Source organism: Xylanibacter ruminicola, from assembly GCF_900107775.1.
In the GTDB taxonomy this organism is placed as follows: domain Bacteria; phylum Bacteroidota; class Bacteroidia; order Bacteroidales; family Bacteroidaceae; genus Prevotella; species Prevotella ruminicola_C.
The window spans coordinates 182,687-204,295 of the sequence record NZ_FNRF01000006.1 but is presented as its reverse complement, the minus strand read 5'-3'; the positions used below and the strand labels follow the sequence as shown (position 1 = coordinate 204,295).

Below are 21,609 nucleotides of genomic sequence, written 5' to 3'. Positions count from 1 at the left end.
TCAATTCGATTCTTGAATCAGAATCGACGCAGTCAATTCCCTTTTAAGGGGAATTTTAAGTCGATTGCGGGGACAAAGGTAATGCTTTTTTTTGTTTTGAGCAAGGATTTTTCGTTTTTTTTTAATTACTATTAAGTAATGTACGCGCGTGTTCTATTATTGTATCTTTACCTTTGTTAAAATCCTCATCGGTCAAAGCCACGTTGTAGTCGGGCTCGATACCAAACTCGGTCTGGTTGTGGTTGGCATCGTAGGTGGGACAGGCCGAGAAGCGCACTGTCCACCCATTGGGCAGACTGGCTGTGAAAGGTAGACCACTACCGCCACCGGTACGGTCGCCCACCACCGTGCACTGTGGCATGCGCTTCATGTAGGTGGTAAACTCGTTGGCGGCACTATACACACCGCGGTTGGTAAGCAGTATCACCTTTTTCTGCCAGCGCAGGTTGCTGCTGGGCTCGATATACTGTGGTTCCATGGCCGAGAAGTCGTTATGCCCTTTACCGGTTTTATGCTGCATGTAGCCAACCAGTGTTTTTTCGTTGCAGAATCGGGCCGCCAGTTTCTCGGCATTGGTCAGGTCGCCGCCGCCGTTACTACGAATATCGAGTATCATACCCTGACAGAATATCAGGTGCTGTATCACCTCGTCGAGATTTCCTTCGCCTACGCCACTCGAAAAGCTGCCGTAATATACATAGCCGATGTTATCGTCGAGGATGCGGTAGCGCAGGCCGCCGGCAATACGGTAGTCGGTGCCTAAGTAGCGTCGCTGTAGGGTGTCGCTGAAGTTGGTGGGGTAGTCCTCGTGCCAGTTCCAGTAACGACCGTTGTCGAAAGCGGTGTAGAGGTTTACATGACCGTCGCGCAGTTCGGAGAGCATATCGGTGAGCACCTCGAACAGTTGCTCGTGGTTCATATTGTCGTTTACACGCACCTTATAGGTTTGGTAAATCTGGTTCCAATCAATATCTTTGTAGTCGAAAAAGCAATAGTGCTCATCTATGATATGCCACAAGGCCTCGAAATTGCCCTGCGGGGTGTTGGGGCGTTCCTCCTGCGAGACGCAGGAGGTTACTAGAAAGGCTAGAAGCGCTAGAAGTGCTAGTTTGGCTTGCTTTGCAAGCTTGGCTGGCGAATTCGCCAGCCTTACTAGGATATCTTTTTTCATAGGCTACGGGTGATGCCAAGCAGGATACGATGGGTATAGGTGTGCTGCTTGAGATTGTTTACTTGGGCTTGCTGGTAGTTACCGAGGTAGGCCAGGCGCAGTGCCCATTTCCTGGTGCAGTGCCAATCCACCGAGGCGAGTTGGCGGAAGGTGGGGGCTGAAACAAAAGTGGTGGGTACGATGTTATGATCGTAGTTGCCCCGCGAAAATATTTCGTAGTAGCTCTGTCCGTAGTTAGGACTGAACATCACGCCTACCAGTGGTAGGTTGAGTTCGTAGCGAGCGGTAAAAAGATGCCTGCTGATGTGGAAGTCGTACGTGGCTGTTGCACTCGGCATGATGTTGAGTGCTGCACGGGCCTGGGCAGGGTTGTTGCTGCTAGTCATGTTGTAGATGGCGCCAGCGCAGAGGTTGGCGGCTACACCAGCCTGCAGTTTCAGTCCGTTGAGTATGGGACGGAAATTGTAATAGCGTGCCCAGTAGAGGTTGTAAGTGATTTCCAGATCGTTGATGTTATGGCTACGGTCGTGGGTGTTCGAGAGGTCGACCTCGTGCTCATAGGTGTTGCTCCAATGGCGGGTGGTGTCGCGCTGCTCTTTGATATACATGTAGGTAATGCCCGTGCCGCTAAAATTCTCGGGGGTTAGGTAAGTGTCGAGAACTTTGCTTGGGCCAAGGCCTATCATGTGTGATTTGTTTTGTGCATTTGCTGCAGTTGCAGCAAAGCACAAAACGCACAATATGCTATTTAAAATCTTCATTATCAAAAAGATTTAGCTGGCCGGTGAGCTCGTCGCGTATCTGCTGCTCGCTTTTGCCGGCATCGGGATCGAGGTCCTCTAGTTCCTCGGCCGATTCGGCCGAGGGGCGAGGGTCACTAGCCGAGCTAGTCAGGCTAGAATTTCTAGGGTCTAGCTGGGGCTCCAACTCCTCGATGCTCTCGAGAGCATAGGTGGTGAGGCGCTTACCCTTGGCCTTGTAACCCTTAACGGCGATGAACTGCTCGGCATCAATCTCCTCGCTGCCACGGAAGGCATCAGCTCCGCCGTAGGTTACCTGCAGGCGGGGATAAGCCGTGTCGGTGAGCAGCAACAGCTGTGATGCAGGATTGTCCGAGAGCCAGTTCTGTTTTTTCTTAGTGGCATCCATCTGGAATCGCTTCAGATATGGATAACCCTGGTTGTCGGCATCGTAGAGTACGGCTGTCCATACCTTGTCGGCATCGTATTTCTCAATACGCAGGATGTTCGACTCGTAGTGGTTGGCCAAATCAAAGTTGCTCAGATAGTAGTCGCCGTTCGAGAGGATGACCAATATCTGGTCGTCGTCGTAGAACTCGCCCAGCATCTTGCCGTGGTCGTCGTAGTTCAAACGGTTCACGTCGGGGTCGAACCATACCTTGCGACCGCCCAGTGTAGAGTGTCCGTGACTCTTCAGTCCGATACGGGTTACCTGATACTTGGTGAGCAGGTTACCCTTCGAGGCACGGCCCTTGATCATAATCTCTGAAAAATCTTTGACTAAGAACACACGTTTGATGTTCTGCGAGGGGTCGAGTGTTACCTTGATTACCTCGGCCTCGCCGTTGGGGTTGGCGGTGAAGTACATCACGCGACTGCCGTCGGTGCCCTGTGTCAGGTCGTACTCCTTGTCGCGGGTCATGCTGGTAACGTTAAAACGCTTGATATAGCAGGCACCCTTCTTACCATCACGATATACAGCGTTATAGATGGTGCGCTGATCGTTCTTCTTGAACACGTTGACATACAGGATGTTTTTGCCAACGAACAATTTCTCGGCTACGCGTACAATCTTGTACTTTCCATCCTTGTAAAAAATGATGACATCGTCGAGGTCGGAGCAGTTGCAAACAAACTCGTCCTTCTTCAGACCGGTACCGATAAAGCCATCGCTGCGGTTGATGTACAACTTCTGGTTGGCCTCGGCCACCTTGGCTGAGTCGATGGTGTCGAAATTGCGAATCTCGGTCAGACGTGGATGGTCTTTACCATACTTGTCCTTCAGGAACTGGAACCAGTTGGCTGTTACCTCTACCAGGTTAGCCAGGTCGCGGTCGATCTCCTCGATCTCCGCCTTCAGACGTGCCATGAGCTCGTCGGCCTTGTCCTTGTTGAATTTCAGGATGCGCTGCATTTTTATCTCCAGCAGCTTCAGGATATCATCCTTGGTTACCTCGCGGATAAACTGCGGGTAGTAAGGTGTGAGTCGCTCGTCGATATGTTCGCAAACGGCATCTACGTTAGGTGCCTGTTCAAATTTCTTGTCTTTATAGATACGCTCTTCGATGAAGATACGTTCCAAGCTCTGGAAGTGCAGCTGTTCTAACAGCTCGCCCTTGCGGATTTCCAGCTCCTGGCGGATGAGGTCCTTGGTGCGTTCAACCGAATGACGCAGCACATCGCTCACGGTGAGGAACTGTGGCTTGTTGTCCTCGATCACGCAGCAGTTAGGCGAGATGCTTACCTCGCAATCGGTAAAGGCATAGAGGGCGTCGATGGTCTTATCGCTTGATACCCCTGGTGCCAGGTGTACCTGGATTTCAACCTCAGCAGCTGTAAGGTCTTCAACCTTACGGGCTTTGATCTTTCCCTTCTCGATGGCCTTTACGATAGAGTCCTGCAGGGTCTCGGAGGTTTTTGAGAATGGTATCTCGCGGATGACCAGTGTTTTCTGATCTATCTTCTCGATCTTGGCGCGTACCTTCACTACGCCGCCACGCTGACCGTCGTTATATTTCGATACGTCGATACTACCGCTGGTGGGGAAGTCGGGGTAGAGTGCGAATGGCTGCTGGTGCAGGTAGCTGATGGCTGCATCGCAGATTTCGCAGAAGTTGTGTGGCAGGATTTTAGAACTTAGTCCTACGGCGATACCCTCGGCACCCTGTGCCAACAGCAATGGGAATTTAACAGGGAGCGTGATAGGCTCCTTGTTACGACCGTCGTACGACATCTTCCACTCGGTGGTTTTGGGATTAAACACCGTGTCGAGGGCGAACTTGCTCAGGCGTGCCTCGATATATCGTGGGGCAGCAGCCGATGAGCCAGTGAGGATGTTTCCCCAGTTACCCTGCGTGTCGATGAGCAGATCCTTCTGTCCCAACTGCACTAAGGCGTCGCCGATAGAGGCGTCGCCGTGGGGGTGGAACTGCATGGTATGACCTACGATGTTGGCTACCTTGTTGTAGCGACCATCGTCCATACGTTTCATAGAGTGCAGAATTCTACGCTGTACGGGTTTCAGTCCGTCGCCCAGATGGGGTACGGCGCGCTCCAGGATTACGTAGCTGGCGTAATCCAGAAACCAGTTCTGATACATGCCGCTAAGATGGTGAACCGCTGCGGCATCAAAGCGGTTGCTTGGTTTATAGTCGGAGTGCTGTTCCGACTGTTCAATCTCTTTAATCTCGTCGTCCATTCTTTTTTTATGCTGCGGTTTTTAGTACACGTAGAAAAATTTGCTAGTACACGTAGTATTTTTATTTCTTACGTGTACTAGCAAAAACAGGTTAGTTAAGCTTTGCCAGCTCTAACACTTTGTCAACGGCGGCGCTTAAGCCGTCGGCGTTCTTACCACCTGCCTGGGCAAAGTGAGGCTGACCGCCACCACCACCCTGGATGAGCTTAGCGGCCTCGCGAACCATCTGACCGGCATTCAGTCCGTGGTCGCTTACCATATCGTCGCTCATCATGATGCTAAGCTGTGGTTTATTGTTGTCGTGAGTACCCAGTACACACAGCAGTGAGCCTTCTACAGCTGCACGAATCTTAAATGCCAGATCCTTGGCAGCAGCAGGATTCATAGGCAGAACGGCTGAAACAACCTTTATGCCGTTTACCTCGCGAGCCTTGTCGACCAACTGCTTGGCGGCGCGCTCTACAGCCTGTGCCTGGAAAGCCTCAATCTCCTTCTTCATGGAGTCGTGCTCCTCGATGTACTTCTTGATAACGCCCTGCAGGTCCTTGGCATTGTTGAAGAATGCCTTGACAGCCTTCAGGATATCCTCGGTCTGATACAGCAACTCCTCGCACTCCTGGCCGGTCTTGGCCTCGATACGACGGATGCCGGCAGCAACGCTGCTCTCAGAGATAATCTTGAAGAATCCGATACGACCGGTGCTTGAAGCGTGGATACCACCACAGAACTCGCAGCTTGGACCGAAGCGAACCACACGTACCTTGTCGCCGTATTTCTCGCCGAACAGGGCGATGGCACCAAGCTTCTTAGCCTCGTCGAAAGGCACGTCGCGGTGCTCGTCGATGTGGATGTCCTGACGGATCATATCGTTTACCATACGCTCAACCTCGCGCAGCTGCTCGTCGGTAACCTTCTCGAAGTGTGAGAAGTCGAAACGCAGGGTGTCGGGGCTTACAAACGAACCCTTCTGCTCTACGTGGTCGCCCAGAATCTGCTTCAAAGCATAGTCGAGCAGGTGAGTAGCGGTATGGTTAGCGGCCGAAGCGTTACGCTTGTCGGTATCAACGCATGCCATGAACTGGGCTGCGGGATCCTTAGGCAACTGCTTCACGATGTGAACGCTCTGACCGTTCTCACGCTTGGTGTCGATGATGTTGATAGTCTCGGCCTCGTTAACGAGTACACCGCAATCACCAACCTGTCCACCCATCTCACCATAGAATGGGGTGTTATCGAGTACCAGCTCGTAGAACTCGTTCTTTTTCTGAGTTACCTTACGGTAGCGGATGATATGGCACTCGTATTCGGTATAGTCGTAACCAACGAACTGCTGCTCTCCGGCGGCCAGTTCTACCCAGTCGCTGTTCTCAACGGCAGCGGCGTTACGGGCACGGTCCTTCTGTTTCTGCATCTCAACATTGAACTGCTCCTCGTTAACAGTAAAACCGTTCTCACGACAGATGAGCTCGGTGAGGTCGAGAGGGAATCCGTAGGTGTCGAACAAACGGAAGGCCTGTACGCCATCCAGTTCGGTCTTACCCTCGGCCTTGAGGGTGTTCATGGCGTCGTTCAGCATGCCGATACCCTTTTCGAGGGTGCGGAGGAACGACTCTTCCTCTTCCTTGATGACCTTAGTTACAAGCTGCTGCTGAGCCTCCAACTCGGGGAAGGCACCGCCCATCTCGGCAACGAGTGTTGGAACGAGTTTGTACAGGAAACCATCCTTCTGGTTCAGGAAGGTATAAGCATAGCGTACGGCACGGCGCAGGATGCGACGAATCACATAACCTGCCTTGGCATTAGAAGGTAGCTGACCGTCGGCAATCGAGAAGGCAACAGCACGCAGGTGGTCGGCACAAACACGCATTGCCACGTTGATGTCGTCCTGCTCCTTGCTGATAGGACTCTCGGTCTCCTCCTCGAAGGTGAAGTACTTCAGTCCGGTAATCTGCTGCTCGGCCTTGATGATAGGCTGGAACACGTCGGTGTCGTAGTTAGAGTGCTTGCCCTGCATCATGCGGACCAGACGCTCGAAGCCCATGCCGGTATCGATGACATTCATGGTCAGAGGCTCGAGTGAACCATCGGCCTTGCGGTTGAACTGCATGAACACGATGTTCCAGATCTCAATCACCTGTGGGTCGTCCTGGTTTACCAGCTCACGACCGGTCTTGCCGCTGGCAGCCTTCTGCTCAGAGGTACGGCTATCTACGTGAATCTCAGAGCAAGGACCGCAGGGACCTGTATCTCCCATCTCCCAGAAGTTGTCATGCTTATTTCCGTTGATGATGTGATCCTCGGGAACGTGCTTGGCCCAGTACTTGGCAGCCTCGTCGTCGCGAGGGATGTTCTCCTCGGGCGAACCCTCGAATACAGTTACATAGAGATCCTCGGGATTCAGCTTCAGCACGTCAACCAGATACTCCCATGCCATATCGATGGCGCCCTCCTTGAAGTAGTCGCCAAAGCTCCAGTTACCGAGCATCTCGAACATGGTGTGGTGATAAGTATCGTGTCCAACCTCTTCAAGGTCGTTGTGCTTTCCTGATACACGCAGGCACTTCTGTGTATCCGCTCGACGGCGTGGCTCTGGGTCGCGAGTACCCAGGATGATATCTTTCCATTGGTTCATACCTGCGTTCGTAAACATCAGTGTGGGATCGTCCTTGATCACCATAGGGGCTGATGGTACGATAGCGTGCTGCTTCGACTCGAAAAACTTCTTGAATGAGTCGCGAATCTCATTTGCTGTCATCATCTTATTTTCCTATTTGACAATTTATGATTTACCATTTATAAATTTGGGTGCAAAGTTACACATTTTTTTCGTAAAAGTTTTGAGATTTCGGTGAAAAAGTTTACCTTTGCAGCAAAATAGTAGTAATTATGGCACTGAATTTGAATAGGAGGCTGAAAACGTACTACTCCATTAGGGAGGTAGCCGAGATGTTCGATCTGAACGAGAGTACGCTGCGCTACTGGGAAACAGAGTTCCCATTCCTGAAACCAAAGACTTCGGGAACAGCGAAAATACGTCAGTATCAGGAGAAAGATCTGGATCAGATCCGACTGATACACAACCTGGTGAAAGTGCGTGGATTCAAGATTGCTGCAGCACGTGAGATGTTGACTAAAAACCGACAAGGCGTGCAGAAAACAGCCGATGCCTTACAGAACCTGATTGCGTTGCGCGAAGATTTGCAAGTGCTTAAAAGTCATCTCGATGCGCTCTAGAATAAATAAGCCCCGCCAAACGGCGGGGCTTATTGTTTATCGTTTGTGACCTCCAAAATCATTCTTGGTCTTTTCCTTGAAGGCGGCGCCTTCCTTGAGCATCTCCTGTACGGCACGCTCTAACTGACGGTCGTGACCGTTGAGGTAATCCTCGGGGCTGTTGTAAACCTCGATGTCGGGCAGCAACGGGGTGTTCTCACCATAGTCGCCACGTACATCGATACGACCTACCTGTGGAATACCGAATACCACGCCGTTGATGAGCGTCTCCCACCAAACGCTGGTAGATGTTCCGGCTACGGGGGTACCAATCAGCTTTCCAATCTTCATATCCTGATACTGGCGGGGGAATCCGCAGGCGTTGCTGTAGTCGTCCTCGCAGAGAACCACACACGAAGGCTTGTTCCACTGGGCCGATGGCTCGATACCTAAGTACTTGCCGTGGGCCATGAAGTGCGAGTGCTGACGGCCGTTGAGCAGGTGACACAGATCGTCGTGCAGATAGCCGCCACCATTGTGGCGCTCATCTACAATCACGGCATCGCGCTCACGGTTGGTCTCGTTCAGAATCTCCTCGTACAACTCGCGGAACTTGGCGCCGTTCATCGATGAGATGTGTACGTAAGCCAGACGGCCGTGCGACAGACTGTCGACCAGTTTACGGTTTCGCTCTACCCAACGATCGTAGAGGATATTGTTGTAAGCGGTGAGCGAGATGGCTTTGGTGTTAACGTTGCGACCATTGATGGTGAGACGTACCACTTTTCCTGTTTTGCCTGCCAGCAGAGGATAGAAGTCGTCGCCTTTTCTGATCGGTGTACCGTCGATGGCCTCGATAATGTCGCCAGCCTTGACACCGGTGTTACGTACGGCCAATGGCGAACCCTTTGGAATCTCGGCAATCTTCAGTCCGTCGCCTTTGTAGCTGTCGTCGAAGAACAAACCTAACGAGGCGGTGCGGAACTCAACGGGATTCTGGTAGCGGGCACCGGTATGCGAGGCGTTCAACTCACCCAACATCTCGGCCAGCATATCACGGAAGTCGTACACGTTGTTGATGTAGGGCAGGAATTTCTCGTAAATCTTTTTATAGCCAGCCCAATCCACGCCATGCAGATCGTCGCGGTAGAACTTGTCGTCAACCTGGCGCCAGATGTGCTCGAACAGATACTGACGCTCGGCAAATGGACGGTTATTGAAGTCGGCCTCGAAATCAATAGCCTTACGGCTGCCTTTCGCGATGTCGATACGGCGCAGCGAACCCTTGTTCATCAGGAACAGGTACTTCTGTTTCTTGTCGGTGCTCAGGCGTCCGTTGCCTACGCTACGAATCACCAGCTCGCTCTTATCCTCCAGCAGGTCGTACTTCCACAGGTCGTAGCCATCCTCGTAGGCAGCCTGGTAGTACAGGGTGTCGCCCTTTGGTGTGAGGTAGGCATCGCCCAAGCGGGTAGAGTGGGCGGTAAGACGTACAATACGGTCCTTGGCGTTCTCCAGATCGAACTGCAAAGGCTCAACGGCAGGCTTCTTTTCAGTAGCTTTCTTATCCTTGCTGTCGGTTGCAGCAGTCTCTTTCTTAGCAGGCTTGTGAGCCTCGTCGTAGATCGCCTTCTCCTCCTTCGACATCAGGAAACGGTCGTAAGCATCAATGTCGAAGAACATGATGAAGTAATCGGTCTGATAGCCGTGTCCACCATGGTTCTTGTAACCACGACGGTTGCTCTTGAACAGCATGGCCTTGCCACCGAGCACCCAGTGTGGGTTGAAGTCGGTATAAGCGCTGTTGGTGAGGTTGTAAGGCTTCTGCTTGCCTGAGGCATCGAGCAGGGCGATATCGTCGTGATGGTAGCCTCCGTCGCCATAGTAGGTGGCCAGCAGCCAACGACTGTCGGGACTCCACTCAAAGTCGATGTCGCCATCAGAGTATGAGAAGAGGTCCTTGCCGTCCATCACAGTACGGATTTTCTTGGTGGCTAAATTGATGATACGGATGGTACCGCGATCCTCGAAGAAAGCCAGCTCCTTACCATCGGGACTATAGCGGGGATAGAACGAGGTGTGGTTGTGCTTGGTGAGCTGCTCCTCGGTAAAGTCGGTAGCATAAGCAAACTGCTTCTCGTCCTTGTTCTTGATGGTTGTCTGGTAGATGTTCCAGCAGCCATTACGCTCAGAGGCATAGGCCAGCGAACGACCATCGGGTGAGAAACTCAGGTTGCGCTCCAGCTCTGGTGTATCGGTGATGCGACGGGTGGTCCTGTAGTCGGTAGAGGTTACATATACCTCGCCGTGAACGATGAATGCCACCTCTTTACCGCTGGGCGAAGCTACTACCTCGGTAGCACCCTTGGTAAGTACCTCGCGGATGAGTTCGCGGTCGGTCTTGTCGCTAACAATATTGATGTTTACACGCTGAGGCTGACTGCCCTGACGCACGGTGTAGATCTCACCATCGTAGCCATAGCACAGGGTGCCGTTGTCGGCGGCAGTGAGGAAACGTACAGGATTGGTCTTATGACGTGTAATCTGCTGGTTCTGCTTGCCATCCAGACTGCGGTACCAAACATTAAAGGTACCATCCTGCTCGCTCAGGTAGTAATAACCCTTACCATCGGCGGTCCACACAGGTGTGCGGTCTTCGCCGGCAAAGTCGGTAAGCTTGGTGTATTTACCTTTCGACAGCATCCAGATGTCGCGGCAGATTGCCGACTGGTGGTGCTTGCGATACATATCCTCGCTGCCCTTGATGTCGTGATACAGCACATCGCCCGTTTTGCGGTTGATGTTGATATCGGCCATCATCAGTCCGGAGAATAAGCGTGGACGACCGCCCTTTACGCTCACCTCATATACCTGAGGGAATTTCCCCAGACTGGGGATGATGCTCTGGCGTGTGGGCATATCGGCCATGCTGAACAGCACGTGGTCGTTGTCGGTAAACGTCAGTACGTTCTTAAAATGACTACTGGTGGTAATCTGCTGTGGCTGTCCACCCTTGCTGGGCATCACCCATACATTGATGCCCCCCTCGCGGTCGGAAGCAAAAGCAATCTTGCTGCCGTCGGGGCTCCAAACAGGATTGTAGTCGTAAGCAGGGTTGGTGGTAAGCTGCTTGGCTGTGCCACCGGTAACGGGCACTGTAAACAGGTCGCCCTTGTACGAAAATGCAATCGTCTGTCCGTCGGGCGAAATGGCGCAGAAACGCATCCAGAGGGGACGCTCCTGGGCGATGGCCACGAGTGACAGTGTAGTGGTTAAAACTGTAATTAGTAATTTCTTCATATATATACCTTATTATATTAGTGAATGGGTGTTGGTTGTTAGGTGTTGGTTATTTCCTAGGGCTCCAACCATCATTTTTGTTGAATACTGTTTGGGGTGTAATCTTAGCGGCCTCTTTCTTGGTGAGCTGGCGGCTCCAGGGTACTCGCTGACTTGTGTTGGCACCGGCACCACGGTTGTTGTACTCTAAATAGCGGGCTGTCTGCTCACGGTACTTCTCCCAGTGATGCCAGCCCTCAGGACGGATGTGGCTGCCTAACTCGCAGTTCATAAAGAGCGTATAGCCATAGTCGCGCCAAGGGCGACCTAAGTAAACCTGCGTAGCCTCAGGGGTAGCTATCAGACGGCAGTTGTTGAAGATGTAGCCGTAAGGCTGATCCTGTGGTGTTGAGGCTGCTGTGACGTATGAGTTGATACGGCTCTCGATGGTGCAACCCTCGAACCAGGCTGTAGAGGGACCGAAGATAAAATCGGTGGTGCCGCAGATAAAACAGTCCTTGAAGTACAGGCGTGTGCCTGCTACTCCGGTATAGACTGTGTCCTGATGACCAATGAACCGACAGCCCACAAATACCAGTCGGTCGCCCTCGGTATGCAGAGCCACTGCCTGACCTAAACGGGCTGAGTTGTTCTCGATGGTGATATTCTTCAGGGTGATATCATTGCCCTCGATCTTCAGGGTGTAAGTGCGGAACGTGCCCATGGGCTTACCTGTCTCTTGACGGGCGATGTTGGCATGATCATCGTAGGTGATGATGGTTTTCTCGGCATCCTCACCGCAAATCTCGATGTTCTGCAACCACGAAGGGATAATCAGTTTTTCCTTGTAAGTGCCGTTCTTTACAAAAATCACCTTGTGGTAATCCATAAATGCACGGCACACCTCGATAGCTTCGTCTATTGTGCGGAACTGGCCCGTACCATCGCGAGCAACCACAATCGTATCGGGGTTGTCGTATTTGCCAGCAGCCAGGCTGACTTGAGAAGAGGCCATGATGGCCAGTAATAGCAGTAGTTTTCTCATTTTATAAAGTAGTTTACATAATTTCGGAAATCTCCTTGAGGTCGGGAATCTTCTTGAGGTTCTCCATGATGGCACGTACGTTGTCACGATCGTGTACACGCATTTCTATGGTTCCCTCGAAGATGCCTTCTTCACAGGTGATAAGTATCTTGTGGATGTTCACATTCATCTCCGACGAGATAACCTGTGTCATCTCGCTCAACATACCCAGACGGTCGATACCGCTGATGCGGATGGTTGCATCGAAGTAGAGCCTCTTGTGCATGTCCCACTTGATGTCGAGGATGCGGTTGCCGTAGCTGGTCTTGAGCTTGGCAGCAACCGGACAGGCACGCTTGTGTATCTCAATCTGGTTCTTATTGTTGATATAGCCCAAAGCATCGTCGCCGGGAATGGGGTGGCAGCAGCCCATGAACTTAAACTGGCTGTAGTTCTCCTCAGAGATATATACCGGCTTTTTGCGGTTGAACTTCTCGGGTACCACAAACAGTTCCTGACGGCTGTGCTCTTCCTTTTTCTTCTTACCCACAAAGGGCACGAACTTACGCCAGCCTGAATTGCTGTCGGCCTCCTTGTTCTTACCGTTCAGCTCATCAACATCTTTCTCGCCTAACAGTACAATTTTTTCGCCCAGGGCCTGGAAGAACTCAGGACGTTTGTTGTACTCGTGGTATTCGGCCAACTTGTCGGCCAGCGCTACGGTAGGCTCGAAGCCATTTTTCTTCAGGAAGGCATTCAGTATCTCCTCGCCCTCGCGCTGCACCTCGCGGTTGTCGCGGCGCAGAATGGCCTGGATCTTGGCTTTGGCCTTGGCAGTAGATACAAAATTGATCCATGCAGGATTGACATGCTGCGACTTAGAAGTAAGAATCTCTACCTGGTCGCCACTCTGCAGCTTGTAACTCAGAGGTACCAGCTTGTGGTTTACCTTGGCACCGATACAATGACTACCTAAGAAAGTGTGGATAGAGAAGGCAAAGTCGAGTGCTGTACAGCCTGCAGGCAGGGTGCGGATTTCGCCCTTGGGGGTAAACACAAATATCTCGCTGGCAAAGAGATTGAGTTTGATGGTGTCGAGGAAGTCCATGGCATCGGGTTGTGGGTCGTCCAGAATCTCCTTGATGGTACGTAGCCACTCGTTCAGCTCGTTCTCGTCCTCGGTATATTCCTCCTCAACGCCGTCCTTGTATTTCCAGTGAGCCGCAAAGCCTTGTTCGGCTATCTCGTCCATGCGGTCGGAACGTATCTGTACCTCAATCCACTGACCGGTCTTCGACATCAGTGTAACGTGCAAGGCCTGATAGCCGTTGGCCTTAGGCTGCGAGAGCCAGTCGCGCAAACGGTCGGGGTGCGACTTGTAGATCTTTGAGATAGCCACGTAGATCTTGAAGCACTCGTTCACCTCGTCGTCGCGGTTGTTAGGCGTAAAAATGATGCGCACGGCCAGGATATCATAGATCTCCTCGAAGCTCACGTGCTTGTTCTGCATCTTGTTCCATATAGAGTAAGGCGTTTTTACACGCTCCTTAATCTCGTATTTGATACCCATGCTGTTGAGGGCGTCCTCGATGGGTGAAGTGAACTGTGAGAACAACTCGTCGCGGTCCTCACGGGTCAGTTTCAGTTTCGATTCTATCTTGGTATACTCGTCAGGATGCTCAAACTTAAAGCTCAGGTTCTCCAGTTCGCTCTTAATCTTGTTCAATCCCAGACGGTTGGCTAAAGGCGCATAGATGTAGAGGGTCTCGCCGGCAATCTTGTACTGTTTGTTGGCAGGCTGACTCTCCAGAGTGCGCATGTTGTGCAAACGGTCGCAGATCTTGATGATAATCACACGGATATCATCGCTCATGGTGAGAAGAAGTTTCTTGAAGTTCTCGGCCTGTGCCGAAGCCTGCTCGCCAAAGATACCACCACTGATCTTGGTCAGACCATCCACAATCTGTGCGATCTTGGCACCAAAAATATTCTCGATGTCCTCTACGGTATAGTCGGTATCTTCTACTACATCGTGCAACAGGGCTGCACAGATACTGGTTGAGCCTAAGCCCACCTCGCTGCAGGCAATCTGCGCAACGGCGATGGGGTGCATGATATATGGCTCGCCCGACAGGCGGCGAACGCCCTTGTGGGCCTGACGTGCAAAGTTGAAGGCCTTTGTGATGAGGTCGACTTTCTTACGATGACGTGACGAAATATAATCGTTCAACAGTTGCTGAAACGCCTCATTGATCATCTGATCATCTTTTTCTTCTTGGGTTAATTGTTTTTCTTCTGCCATACCTCTTTTACTTCATTTATAAACGTCAAATCTGCTTTATCTTACTCGGAGCTTCTTACCAGCTCGGATATTATTGCCACGGAGACCGTTGAGTCTTTTCAGTTTTGCAACGGTAGTGCCATTACGACGGGCTATCTCGCCCAGTGTCTGACCAGAGCGGACGGTGACGCTGGAACCGCCACGGCGTGAATTGCGACTGGCGCGACTACTGCGACTGCGTCGGCTGCTCTTCTTGCTACGATAGGTGGGCTGATCGTCGTTAACCTCGGCTACGGCACGTTTGGTGAGCAACTCGTCGGCACGATAGCTGTAGATGCTATCCTGCAGGTCGATAAAGCGGATGGCATCTGCCATAGGCAGGCGGATGGCATGCTTCTTGTTGGCGCCAGGCACAATGTCGCGGCGATATTCGGGGTTTAACGAACGTATCATCTCAATATCCAGATCGAGCACGGCGGCCACCTGCTGCAGGTGTACATCGCGATCTACCACCACGGTATCGGTCTGCAGTGGCAGACGGGTGTTCATGGGGCAGATGTTATGCTCGCAATAGTATGTCATGGCATAGTTGGCTGCGATGAATGCAGGTACATAACCACGCGTTTCGGCGGGCAGGTAGGGATACAACTGCCAGTAGTCCTTCTCGCCACCGGCACGGTGGATGGCCTTGTTGATGTTGCCAGGACCACAGTTGTAAGCGGCAATCACCAGGTTCCAGTCGCCAAACACACGATACAGGTCGCGCAGATAGCGGGCTGCTGCATACGAAGCTTTTACAGGATCGCGGCGCTCGTCAACCAGTGAGTTTACCTCCAGTCCGTACTGCTTACCAGTTGTAAGCATAAACTGCCACAAGCCAGTGGCACCTACACGTGATACGGCCTTGGGGTTCAGTGCACTCTCGATAACGGGCAGGTACTTCAGTTCCAAGGGTACCTGATATGCTTCGAGGGCCTCTTCGAAGATGGGGATGTAGAAATTGGCTGCACCCAGCATCAGACTAACCGAGTGGCGCAGACGACCCATGTAACGGTCGATGAAGCGCTGTACGATATCGTTGTAGGCCATCTCCATGACAGTAGGCATACGGCGAAGTCGTTCAATATACTCCTCTGGTGTATAGGTGGGGTTCTCATCCTTCATCTCGCAATCGCCTTTACTCAGGTAAGTCTTGGTCATGTAGAGCTCGAGCAGACTGTCGAGGTTGAATGTCATGGCCTCGGGAAACTCGATGAGCTCCTCGTTGCCCTGCATGTCTCTTACCGAAATCTCATCCTCGATGGGGACGAACAGGCTGTCAACCTCTTCTTCTTCTTCTTCCTCTTCTTCGGGATCGTCTAAAATAGTCTGTGCCGACAGCGGTGCGCTACTAAAGAGCAGTACCGCAAAACTTAAAATCTTTATATAACTCTTTACTATCATATTCCATTAAAATTTGATACTACATTGCACCCCAACGGCTCCGGCGTCGAGCGGATTTCGTGATGTGTGGGTGTCCAGGATGGTGGGCTCGATGCTCAGACTCAGATCCTTGCTGATATCGAATACCGACAATTCGGCATCAACATAAGCGTCGATCACTGAAAGGGCATACACGCCTACCAGTACAAAGAAACTCATATCGCGCCAGCGACGGTAGCGGTCCTTGCGTTGCTTGAAGAGTTTCTTGTATCGCTCTTCCTGTCCGTTGATGGTGGCACCGTTGCGTAGGAACTGGTTGTAACTCTGCGTGCCTGGGTCGTTGTCCATAATGTCGATATAGGCCTGCGAGTAGTCCTTATACATGGTGTTATTCCAGTTCATGGCGTACAAACAGCCGATGAAACCGCCGTAAACCAATGGCAGTTTCCAGTATTTTCGGTTGTAAATCTGTCCGCCGCCAGGTATTACCAGTGCCAGCCATAGTGCGCGTTTGGGGTCTGGGCGCCAGGTGCTCATGTCCTTGAGAGGCTTGGTGGGGATGCGGGTCGAATCAACCAGCAGCGACACCTCGTTATTGATGGCTTGCGACAACGAGTCGTGCTCCAATACCACCTCCTCCTGGGCTCGGACGGTACCGAAACCTGTGGCCAGCAGCATGCCTGTTATCAACAGCTTACATCTTTTCTTCATGTTCTTGTTTTACTTCTTCTTCAGTTTGTCGAAGACATTCATGATATACTCCAGCTCATCCTCATTGGCAAAGGAAATGCTGATGCGCCCCTTCGACTGGGCAGAGCAGGTCATCTGTACTTTTACCTTAAACAAATCCGACAGACGGTCTCTCAGAATGCTGTACTCCAGTGGCAACTGGTTTGGAGCCACGGTCTTGCGTGCATTCTGCAGTGTGTCGCCGTTCTTCACCATCTGTACCATCTCCTCTACCTTACGTACCGAGTAGCCGTTACGGTGCACGTCCTTAAACAGCTTGAGCTGTGCTGATGGACTCTCGAGTGAAAGCAGCGCACGGGCATGTCCCATGTCGATGTCGCGGTTCTTCAGTGCCATCTGTATCTGGGCGGGCAACTTGAGCAATCGCATATAGTTGGTGATCGAGGTACGGCTCTTACCCAGGCGCTCCGACATGCGCTCCTGAGTCATACCTGTAGATTCCGACAATCGCTGGTAGGCCAGTGCAATCTCGATGGCATTCAAATCCTCACGCTGAATATTCTCAACCAGTGCCATCTCCATGGTCAGCTTATCGTCGGTGGTCTTAATATAAGCAGGTATAGCTTTAAGCCCTGCCAACTGTGATGCACGCCAACGGCGCTCACCGGCAATAATCTGATAGTGTCCTGAAGGCATCTCACGAACAGTGATGGGGGTGATGATGCCAATCTCACGGATACTGGCTGCCAGCTCGTTGAGTGCGTTCTCGTCGAACTCGTGTCGTGGCTGGTCTGGGTTAGGTTCAATCAGCTCGATGGCTATCTCATTCAGGTTTGATGTACCTTGGGTGTTGATATCGTTAGTGTTGATAAGTGCATCCAGCCCCATGCCTCTGCCGGTGCCGATGTTGTCGAGTCCGCGACCCAGTACGTTGTGGTCGTATTTTTTTCTTACTGCCATAGTTATTTCTTGTTCTTGAAGATGATTTCCTGAGCCAAAGCCAGGTGGTTCTTTGCACCTGTAGAGTCGGCATCATAGAGGATTACGGGCAGACCATGACTTGGTGCCTCGCTTAATTTAACGTTACGCTGAATAACGGTCTTGAATACCAGTTCCTGGAAATGGCGCTTTACCTCGTCGTAGATCTGGTTGGCCAGACGCAGACGACTGTCGTACATTGTCAGCAGGAAGCCCTCGATCTCGAGGGTTGGGTTCAGCTTATTCTTGATAATCTTGATGGTGTTCAGCAGTTTGCTGATACCCTCCAGTGCAAAGTACTCGCACTGTACAGGGATAATCACCGAGTTGGCTGCTGTGAGCGAGTTGACGGTGATGAGGCCCAGTGATGGTGAACAGTCGATAAGGATAAAGTCGTATTCGTTACGAATTGGCTCAAGCATTTTCTTGATCACCTTCTCACGATCGTTCAGGTTCAGCATCTCAATCTCGGCACCAACCAGGTCGATATGACTGGGGATGATATCCAGTCCGTCGATATCGGTGGTATAGATGGCGTCGCGCACATCGGCCTTGTTGATGATGCATTCGTATAGCGAGCATTCTACATCCTTGATGTCTACACCCAAGCCACTCGAAGCGTTGGCCTGAGGGTCAGCATCTACAACCAGCACCGTTTTTTCCAGCGTGGCCAGCGATGCTGCCAGGTTGATGGTAGTGGTGGTTTTGCCTACACCGCCTTTTTGGTTTGCTAAAGCAATAATCTTTCCCATTTGATTTTGACTTAATCTTGATAAAAATAAGAAATTTGGCCACAAAGTTACTAAAAAATAAAGAATTAATCGTTATGAATTAAGAGATTTTTGTAACTTTGCAGCCAAATCATTGATATTTTATGGAAATTAAACGACCTTTATTGCTCATTTCGAACGATGACGGCTATCAGGCAAAAGGTATTAACTGCCTGATAGATATGCTGAAGGATATAGCTGATATCATTGTGTGTGCCCCCGATGATGCCCGTAGCGGCTACTCGTGTGCCTTCTCGGCCGGTATCCCTTTGCGCCTGAATCTGCATCGGAAAGAGGAGGGGGTAGAGGTATGGAGTTGTAATGGTACCCCCGTGGATTGTGTAAAGATGGCGTTGGCAAATATCTGCGAGCGTCAACCCGACATGGTGATTGGTGGTATTAATCATGGCGATAATGCTTCGGTTAATACGCACTACAGCGGTACGATGGGTGTTACCATCGAGGGCTGCCTGAAATATATCCCGTCGGTGGCCTTCTCGCTTTGTGATCAGCATGCTGATGCCGACTTTGAACCGCTCCGGCCCTATGTGCGCGAGATTACCCGAAGAGTGCTCACTGAGGGATTGCCTAAAGGCGTGTGCTTGAATGTGAACTTCCCGTTGGTTGAGGCTTATCAAGGAGTTAAAGTGTGTCGTATGGCATTTGGTACGTGGTATAACGAAACCGAGATGCACCATCATTCACGTGGCTACGACTACTGGTGGATGATTGGTCACTATCGTAATGATGAGCCCGATGCCGAGGATACCGACAATTGGGCGCTGCATCATGGCTATATCGCCATTACGCCAACTCAGATTGATGTCACCGCCTATCAGGCTATGGATCTAATAAAGGGGTGGAACCTATGAAGTACTATCTGATAGTAGGCGAGGCCTCGGGCGATTTGCATGCATCGCATCTGATGCAGTCGTTGAAAGATATTGACGCTGAGGCTGAGTTCCGTTTCTTTGGTGGCGACCTGATGACAGCCGTTGGTGGTACCCGTGTCCGTCATTATAAGGAATTGGCTTATATGGGCTTTATACCTGTGTTGCTGCACTTGCGTACCATATTTCGCCATATGAAGATGTGTAAGCAGGATGTGGTGGATTGGCAGCCCGACTGTTTGATATTGGTTGATTACCCGGGTTTTAATCTCAAGATAGCAGAGTATATAAAAAGTCATACAAATATTCCTGTATATTATTACATCTCTCCGAAAATCTGGGCTTGGAAGGAGTATCGTATTAAGAATATCAAGCGCGATGTCGATCAGCTTCTTTCTATTCTTCCCTTCGAGGTGGATTTCTTCGAGAATAAACATCATTATCCCATCCACTACGTAGGTAATCCCACGGCTGATGAGGTGAGAGAGTTCTTGCAGTCATCGCCGGCGGCAAAGAAAGAGCCTGTAATTGCGCTGTTGGCCGGATCGCGCAAACAGGAGATAAAAGATAATTTGCCTGCTATGCTCCAGGCTGTAAAACCTTATGAAAATGATTACCAAATTGTGGTGGCTGGTGCGCCAGGTATCGAGCCTTCGTATTATCAGCAGTTTATGCAGGGTTCGCAGGCTGGGATTGTGTTCGGGCAGACGTATGCCTTGCTCGCAAAAGCTCATGCAGCCTTGGTTACCAGTGGTACGGCAACGCTTGAGACTTGCTTGTTCGGTGTGCCCCAGGTAGTGTGCTATAAAATACCCATGCCTGCTGTTTTAGGCTTCTTGCGCCGCCATTTCTTAAAGGTAAAATATGTTTCGCTTGTAAACCTGGTGGCAGGTCGCGAAGTGGTAAAGGAGCTGCTCGAAGATTTCTCGGTTGCCAGCATCCGCAGCGAGCTCGAAAAGATTCTCTCTGGTAGCGATCGTGAACGTATGCTTCAGGGGTATCTGGAGGTGAAACAGGCTTTAGGCGATAAGAAAGCTCCCGAGAATGCGGCGCAACTCATCGTGGATACATTCTTGCTTAGGCAAGCGAGCATAGCTAGAGCGAAACATTAAAGATTAAACATTATATATTATATGATTATGAAAAAGTTTTTTTCTATTGCGTTGCTGGCTGTAGCAGCTATGAGCGCTAGTGCACAGAATGTGCAGTTGCATTATGATTTTGGTCGTAATTTCTACTCAGATGAGGAATCAGGTCGCCAGAAGGTGACGATGACCCTCGAGCAGTTCAAGGCCGACCAGTGGGGTTCGTGGTTCTACTTTGTAGATATCGACTTCAGCCGTAAGTTCACCGAGGGTGCTTATGGTGAAATCTCTCGTGAGTTTAATATTGGTAAGAAGGGTTTTGCCGCCCATGTTGAGTATGATGGTGGTCTGAATCGCTTTGGTTCGTTCCAGCAGGCCGGATTGATTGGTGCTGCGTGGAATGGTCACAATGCCGATTTCTCAAAGACCTACTCGGTGCAGTTGATGTATAAGCGCTTCTTTAAGAGCTACGATAATACCAGTGCTTATAATTCGGTTCAGCTTACTGGTGTGTGGGGCTTGAACTTTGCCAATAAGAAGGGTACCTTCTCTGGTTTCATTGATTTCTGGCGTGGAGAGAAGGCTGATGGTCACGGTCAGCTGGTTCTCCTTACCGAGCCTCAGTTGTGGTACAATGCCACCGAGCATTTCAGTGTAGGTACCGAGGTTGAGGTTAGCAACAACTTCATTTATAACACCTATAACGATAAAAAGTTCTTCATTAACCCAACCTTGGCAGTTAAGTGGAACTTCTAAAATAAACACTCGATTTACATCATTTATAAAGAGGCAATATTGTTATTGCCTCTTTTTTTTTATTTCTATTTTACGAATTTTTGGCTAAAAACTTGGATGTTTAGGGTATTTTTCTTATATTTGCCAACAAGAAGTACTACTATTAACCTATGACAAGTTAGCCTATGACGAAGAGTATGTTATATGTAATGGCGGCCGTGATGGCTGGTTTCGTGAGTTTAAGTATGACCGCATGTAGTGTGGATTATGATGGTAACGACGGAAAAAACGATGTAGAATTGATTGGAACGTGGGATGCCATCAGTCAGCAGTACTATGTTGACAACGAAGGTTATAGTCAGCCTGGTCCTGCTGGTGGCTATTGGGTGATTACGGCCCGCACCATCACCGAGTATCAGCAAATGAATGCTTCTGCCAGCAGCTCTGCTGGCTACACCTTTGATGGACGACGGTTGAATATAGATGGGCGTACCACTTGTGAGGTGGTTGCGTTAACCCAACGACAGATGCTGCTACGTAAACAGGTACAACATGGGGTATATCAGGAAATAACCTTTAGAAAACGATAAAAATATGGGAGCTAACGGATGACCGGTTAGCTCCCTATTTTTT

General features: G+C 50.7%; 16 protein-coding genes. 5 read left to right on the top strand and 11 right to left on the bottom strand.

Annotation, left to right across the window (positions count from 1 at the left end; genetic code table 11):
• Positions 1-121: 121 nt before the first annotated feature.
• The 4 genes from BLU97_RS14670 to alaS form a co-directional block, all read right to left on the bottom strand.
• Positions 122-1,171 carry a S41 family peptidase gene (locus tag BLU97_RS14670; RefSeq protein ID WP_139209049.1) on the bottom strand — a complete coding sequence of 350 codons (1,050 nt, stop codon included), beginning with the start codon at positions 1,169-1,171 and terminating at the stop codon, positions 122-124.
• Positions 1,168-1,932, bottom strand: coding sequence for a DUF3316 domain-containing protein (locus BLU97_RS14665; RefSeq protein WP_074762204.1), 765 nt, complete (start codon positions 1,930-1,932; stop codon positions 1,168-1,170). The genes BLU97_RS14670 and BLU97_RS14665 overlap by 4 nt, the downstream gene beginning before the upstream one ends.
• Positions 1,916-4,609, bottom strand: coding sequence for a DNA gyrase/topoisomerase IV subunit A (locus tag BLU97_RS14660; RefSeq protein WP_074762203.1), 2,694 nt, complete (start codon positions 4,607-4,609; stop codon positions 1,916-1,918). The genes BLU97_RS14665 and BLU97_RS14660 overlap by 17 nt, the downstream gene beginning before the upstream one ends.
• A 91-nt stretch (positions 4,610-4,700) precedes the next feature.
• Complete coding sequence (gene alaS, locus BLU97_RS14655; protein WP_074762202.1) at positions 4,701-7,367, bottom strand: alanine--tRNA ligase; 2,667 nt, start codon at positions 7,365-7,367, stop codon at positions 4,701-4,703.
• A 128-nt stretch (positions 7,368-7,495) separates the two neighbouring features.
• Between alaS and BLU97_RS14650 the strand changes: the two genes are divergently transcribed.
• The gene (locus tag BLU97_RS14650) at positions 7,496-7,843 is read left to right on the top strand and encodes a MerR family transcriptional regulator (RefSeq protein WP_013063345.1); all 348 of its coding nucleotides are present in this window, start codon (positions 7,496-7,498) and stop codon (positions 7,841-7,843) included.
• A gap of 36 nt (positions 7,844-7,879) precedes the next feature.
• On the opposite strand, the gene BLU97_RS14645 is transcribed toward BLU97_RS14650, so the two are convergent.
• Genes BLU97_RS14645 through BLU97_RS14615 form a run of 7 tightly spaced genes read right to left on the bottom strand, consistent with a single transcriptional unit; the run spans position 7,880 to position 18,248 of the window.
• Complete coding sequence (locus BLU97_RS14645) at positions 7,880-11,122, bottom strand: S41 family peptidase (protein WP_074762201.1); 3,243 nt, start codon at positions 11,120-11,122, stop codon at positions 7,880-7,882.
• A 49-nt stretch (positions 11,123-11,171) separates the two neighbouring features.
• Positions 11,172-12,146, bottom strand: a complete 975-nt coding sequence (locus BLU97_RS14640) for a pectinesterase family protein (protein WP_074762200.1) — start codon at positions 12,144-12,146, stop codon at positions 11,172-11,174.
• A 13-nt stretch (positions 12,147-12,159) separates the two neighbouring features.
• Entirely contained in the window at positions 12,160-14,427 is a 2,268-nt protein-coding gene (locus BLU97_RS14635) for a RelA/SpoT family protein (RefSeq protein WP_074762199.1), read from the bottom strand.
• Positions 14,428-14,463: 36 nt separating this feature from the next.
• Positions 14,464-15,849 carry a lytic transglycosylase domain-containing protein gene (locus tag BLU97_RS14630; RefSeq protein WP_074762198.1) on the bottom strand — a complete coding sequence of 462 codons (1,386 nt, stop codon included), beginning with the start codon at positions 15,847-15,849 and terminating at the stop codon, positions 14,464-14,466.
• Positions 15,850-15,855: 6 nt separating this feature from the next.
• Positions 15,856-16,506 (bottom strand): DUF5683 domain-containing protein, encoded by a 651-nt coding sequence (locus BLU97_RS14625; protein ID WP_139209053.1) that lies wholly within the window; start codon positions 16,504-16,506, stop codon positions 15,856-15,858.
• Positions 16,507-16,548: 42 nt separating this feature from the next.
• On the bottom strand, positions 16,549-17,478 hold the full coding sequence (locus BLU97_RS14620; protein WP_074762196.1) for a ParB/RepB/Spo0J family partition protein: 930 nt from the start codon (positions 17,476-17,478) through the stop codon (positions 16,549-16,551).
• Positions 17,479-17,480: 2 nt separating this feature from the next.
• Positions 17,481-18,248, bottom strand: a complete 768-nt coding sequence (locus BLU97_RS14615; protein ID WP_013064416.1) for a ParA family protein — start codon at positions 18,246-18,248, stop codon at positions 17,481-17,483.
• A 122-nt stretch (positions 18,249-18,370) separates the two neighbouring features.
• Between BLU97_RS14615 and surE the strand changes: the two genes are divergently transcribed.
• The 4 genes from surE to BLU97_RS14595 all read left to right on the top strand — a co-directional run bounded on the left by surE (position 18,371) and on the right by BLU97_RS14595 (position 21,566).
• On the top strand, positions 18,371-19,138 hold the full coding sequence (gene surE, locus BLU97_RS14610) for a 5'/3'-nucleotidase SurE (protein ID WP_074762195.1): 768 nt from the start codon (positions 18,371-18,373) through the stop codon (positions 19,136-19,138).
• Complete coding sequence (gene lpxB, locus BLU97_RS14605; protein WP_074762194.1) at positions 19,135-20,268, top strand: lipid-A-disaccharide synthase; 1,134 nt, start codon at positions 19,135-19,137, stop codon at positions 20,266-20,268. Before surE ends, lpxB begins: the two co-directional genes overlap by 4 nt.
• 27 nt (positions 20,269-20,295) lie before the next feature.
• Entirely contained in the window at positions 20,296-20,997 is a 702-nt protein-coding gene (locus BLU97_RS14600) for a DUF5020 family protein (RefSeq protein ID WP_074762223.1), read from the top strand.
• A gap of 164 nt (positions 20,998-21,161) precedes the next feature.
• Positions 21,162-21,566, top strand: a complete 405-nt coding sequence (locus BLU97_RS14595; RefSeq protein WP_139209048.1) for a hypothetical protein — start codon at positions 21,162-21,164, stop codon at positions 21,564-21,566.
• Positions 21,567-21,609: the final 43 nt, after the last annotated feature.

What these genes read in the sequence shown, in the direction of transcription:
- BLU97_RS14625 (WP_139209053.1), bottom strand. Translation starts at nt 16,506, where the DNA reads ATGCTGCTGGCCACAGGTTTCGGTACCGTCCGAGCCCAGGAGGAGGTG.
- BLU97_RS14630 (WP_074762198.1), bottom strand. Translation starts at nt 15,849, where the DNA reads ATGATAGTAAAGAGTTATATAAAGATTTTAAGTTTTGCGGTACTGCTC.
- BLU97_RS14595 (WP_139209048.1), top strand. Translation starts at nt 21,162, where the DNA reads ATGACGAAGAGTATGTTATATGTAATGGCGGCCGTGATGGCTGGTTTC.
- BLU97_RS14670 (WP_139209049.1), bottom strand. Translation starts at nt 1,171, where the DNA reads ATGAAAAAAGATATCCTAGTAAGGCTGGCGAATTCGCCAGCCAAGCTT.
- BLU97_RS14615 (WP_013064416.1), bottom strand. Translation starts at nt 18,248, where the DNA reads ATGGGAAAGATTATTGCTTTAGCAAACCAAAAAGGCGGTGTAGGCAAA.
- alaS (WP_074762202.1), bottom strand. Translation starts at nt 7,367, where the DNA reads ATGATGACAGCAAATGAGATTCGCGACTCATTCAAGAAGTTTTTCGAG.
- BLU97_RS14620 (WP_074762196.1), bottom strand. Translation starts at nt 17,478, where the DNA reads ATGGCAGTAAGAAAAAAATACGACCACAACGTACTGGGTCGCGGACTC.
- BLU97_RS14600 (WP_074762223.1), top strand. Translation starts at nt 20,296, where the DNA reads ATGAAAAAGTTTTTTTCTATTGCGTTGCTGGCTGTAGCAGCTATGAGC.
- BLU97_RS14665 (WP_074762204.1), bottom strand. Translation starts at nt 1,932, where the DNA reads ATGAAGATTTTAAATAGCATATTGTGCGTTTTGTGCTTTGCTGCAACT.
- BLU97_RS14640 (WP_074762200.1), bottom strand. Translation starts at nt 12,146, where the DNA reads ATGAGAAAACTACTGCTATTACTGGCCATCATGGCCTCTTCTCAAGTC.
- BLU97_RS14650 (WP_013063345.1), top strand. Translation starts at nt 7,496, where the DNA reads ATGGCACTGAATTTGAATAGGAGGCTGAAAACGTACTACTCCATTAGG.
- surE (WP_074762195.1), top strand. Translation starts at nt 18,371, where the DNA reads ATGGAAATTAAACGACCTTTATTGCTCATTTCGAACGATGACGGCTAT.
- BLU97_RS14660 (WP_074762203.1), bottom strand. Translation starts at nt 4,609, where the DNA reads ATGGACGACGAGATTAAAGAGATTGAACAGTCGGAACAGCACTCCGAC.
- BLU97_RS14635 (WP_074762199.1), bottom strand. Translation starts at nt 14,427, where the DNA reads ATGGCAGAAGAAAAACAATTAACCCAAGAAGAAAAAGATGATCAGATG.
- lpxB (WP_074762194.1), top strand. Translation starts at nt 19,135, where the DNA reads ATGAAGTACTATCTGATAGTAGGCGAGGCCTCGGGCGATTTGCATGCA.
- BLU97_RS14645 (WP_074762201.1), bottom strand. Translation starts at nt 11,122, where the DNA reads ATGAAGAAATTACTAATTACAGTTTTAACCACTACACTGTCACTCGTG.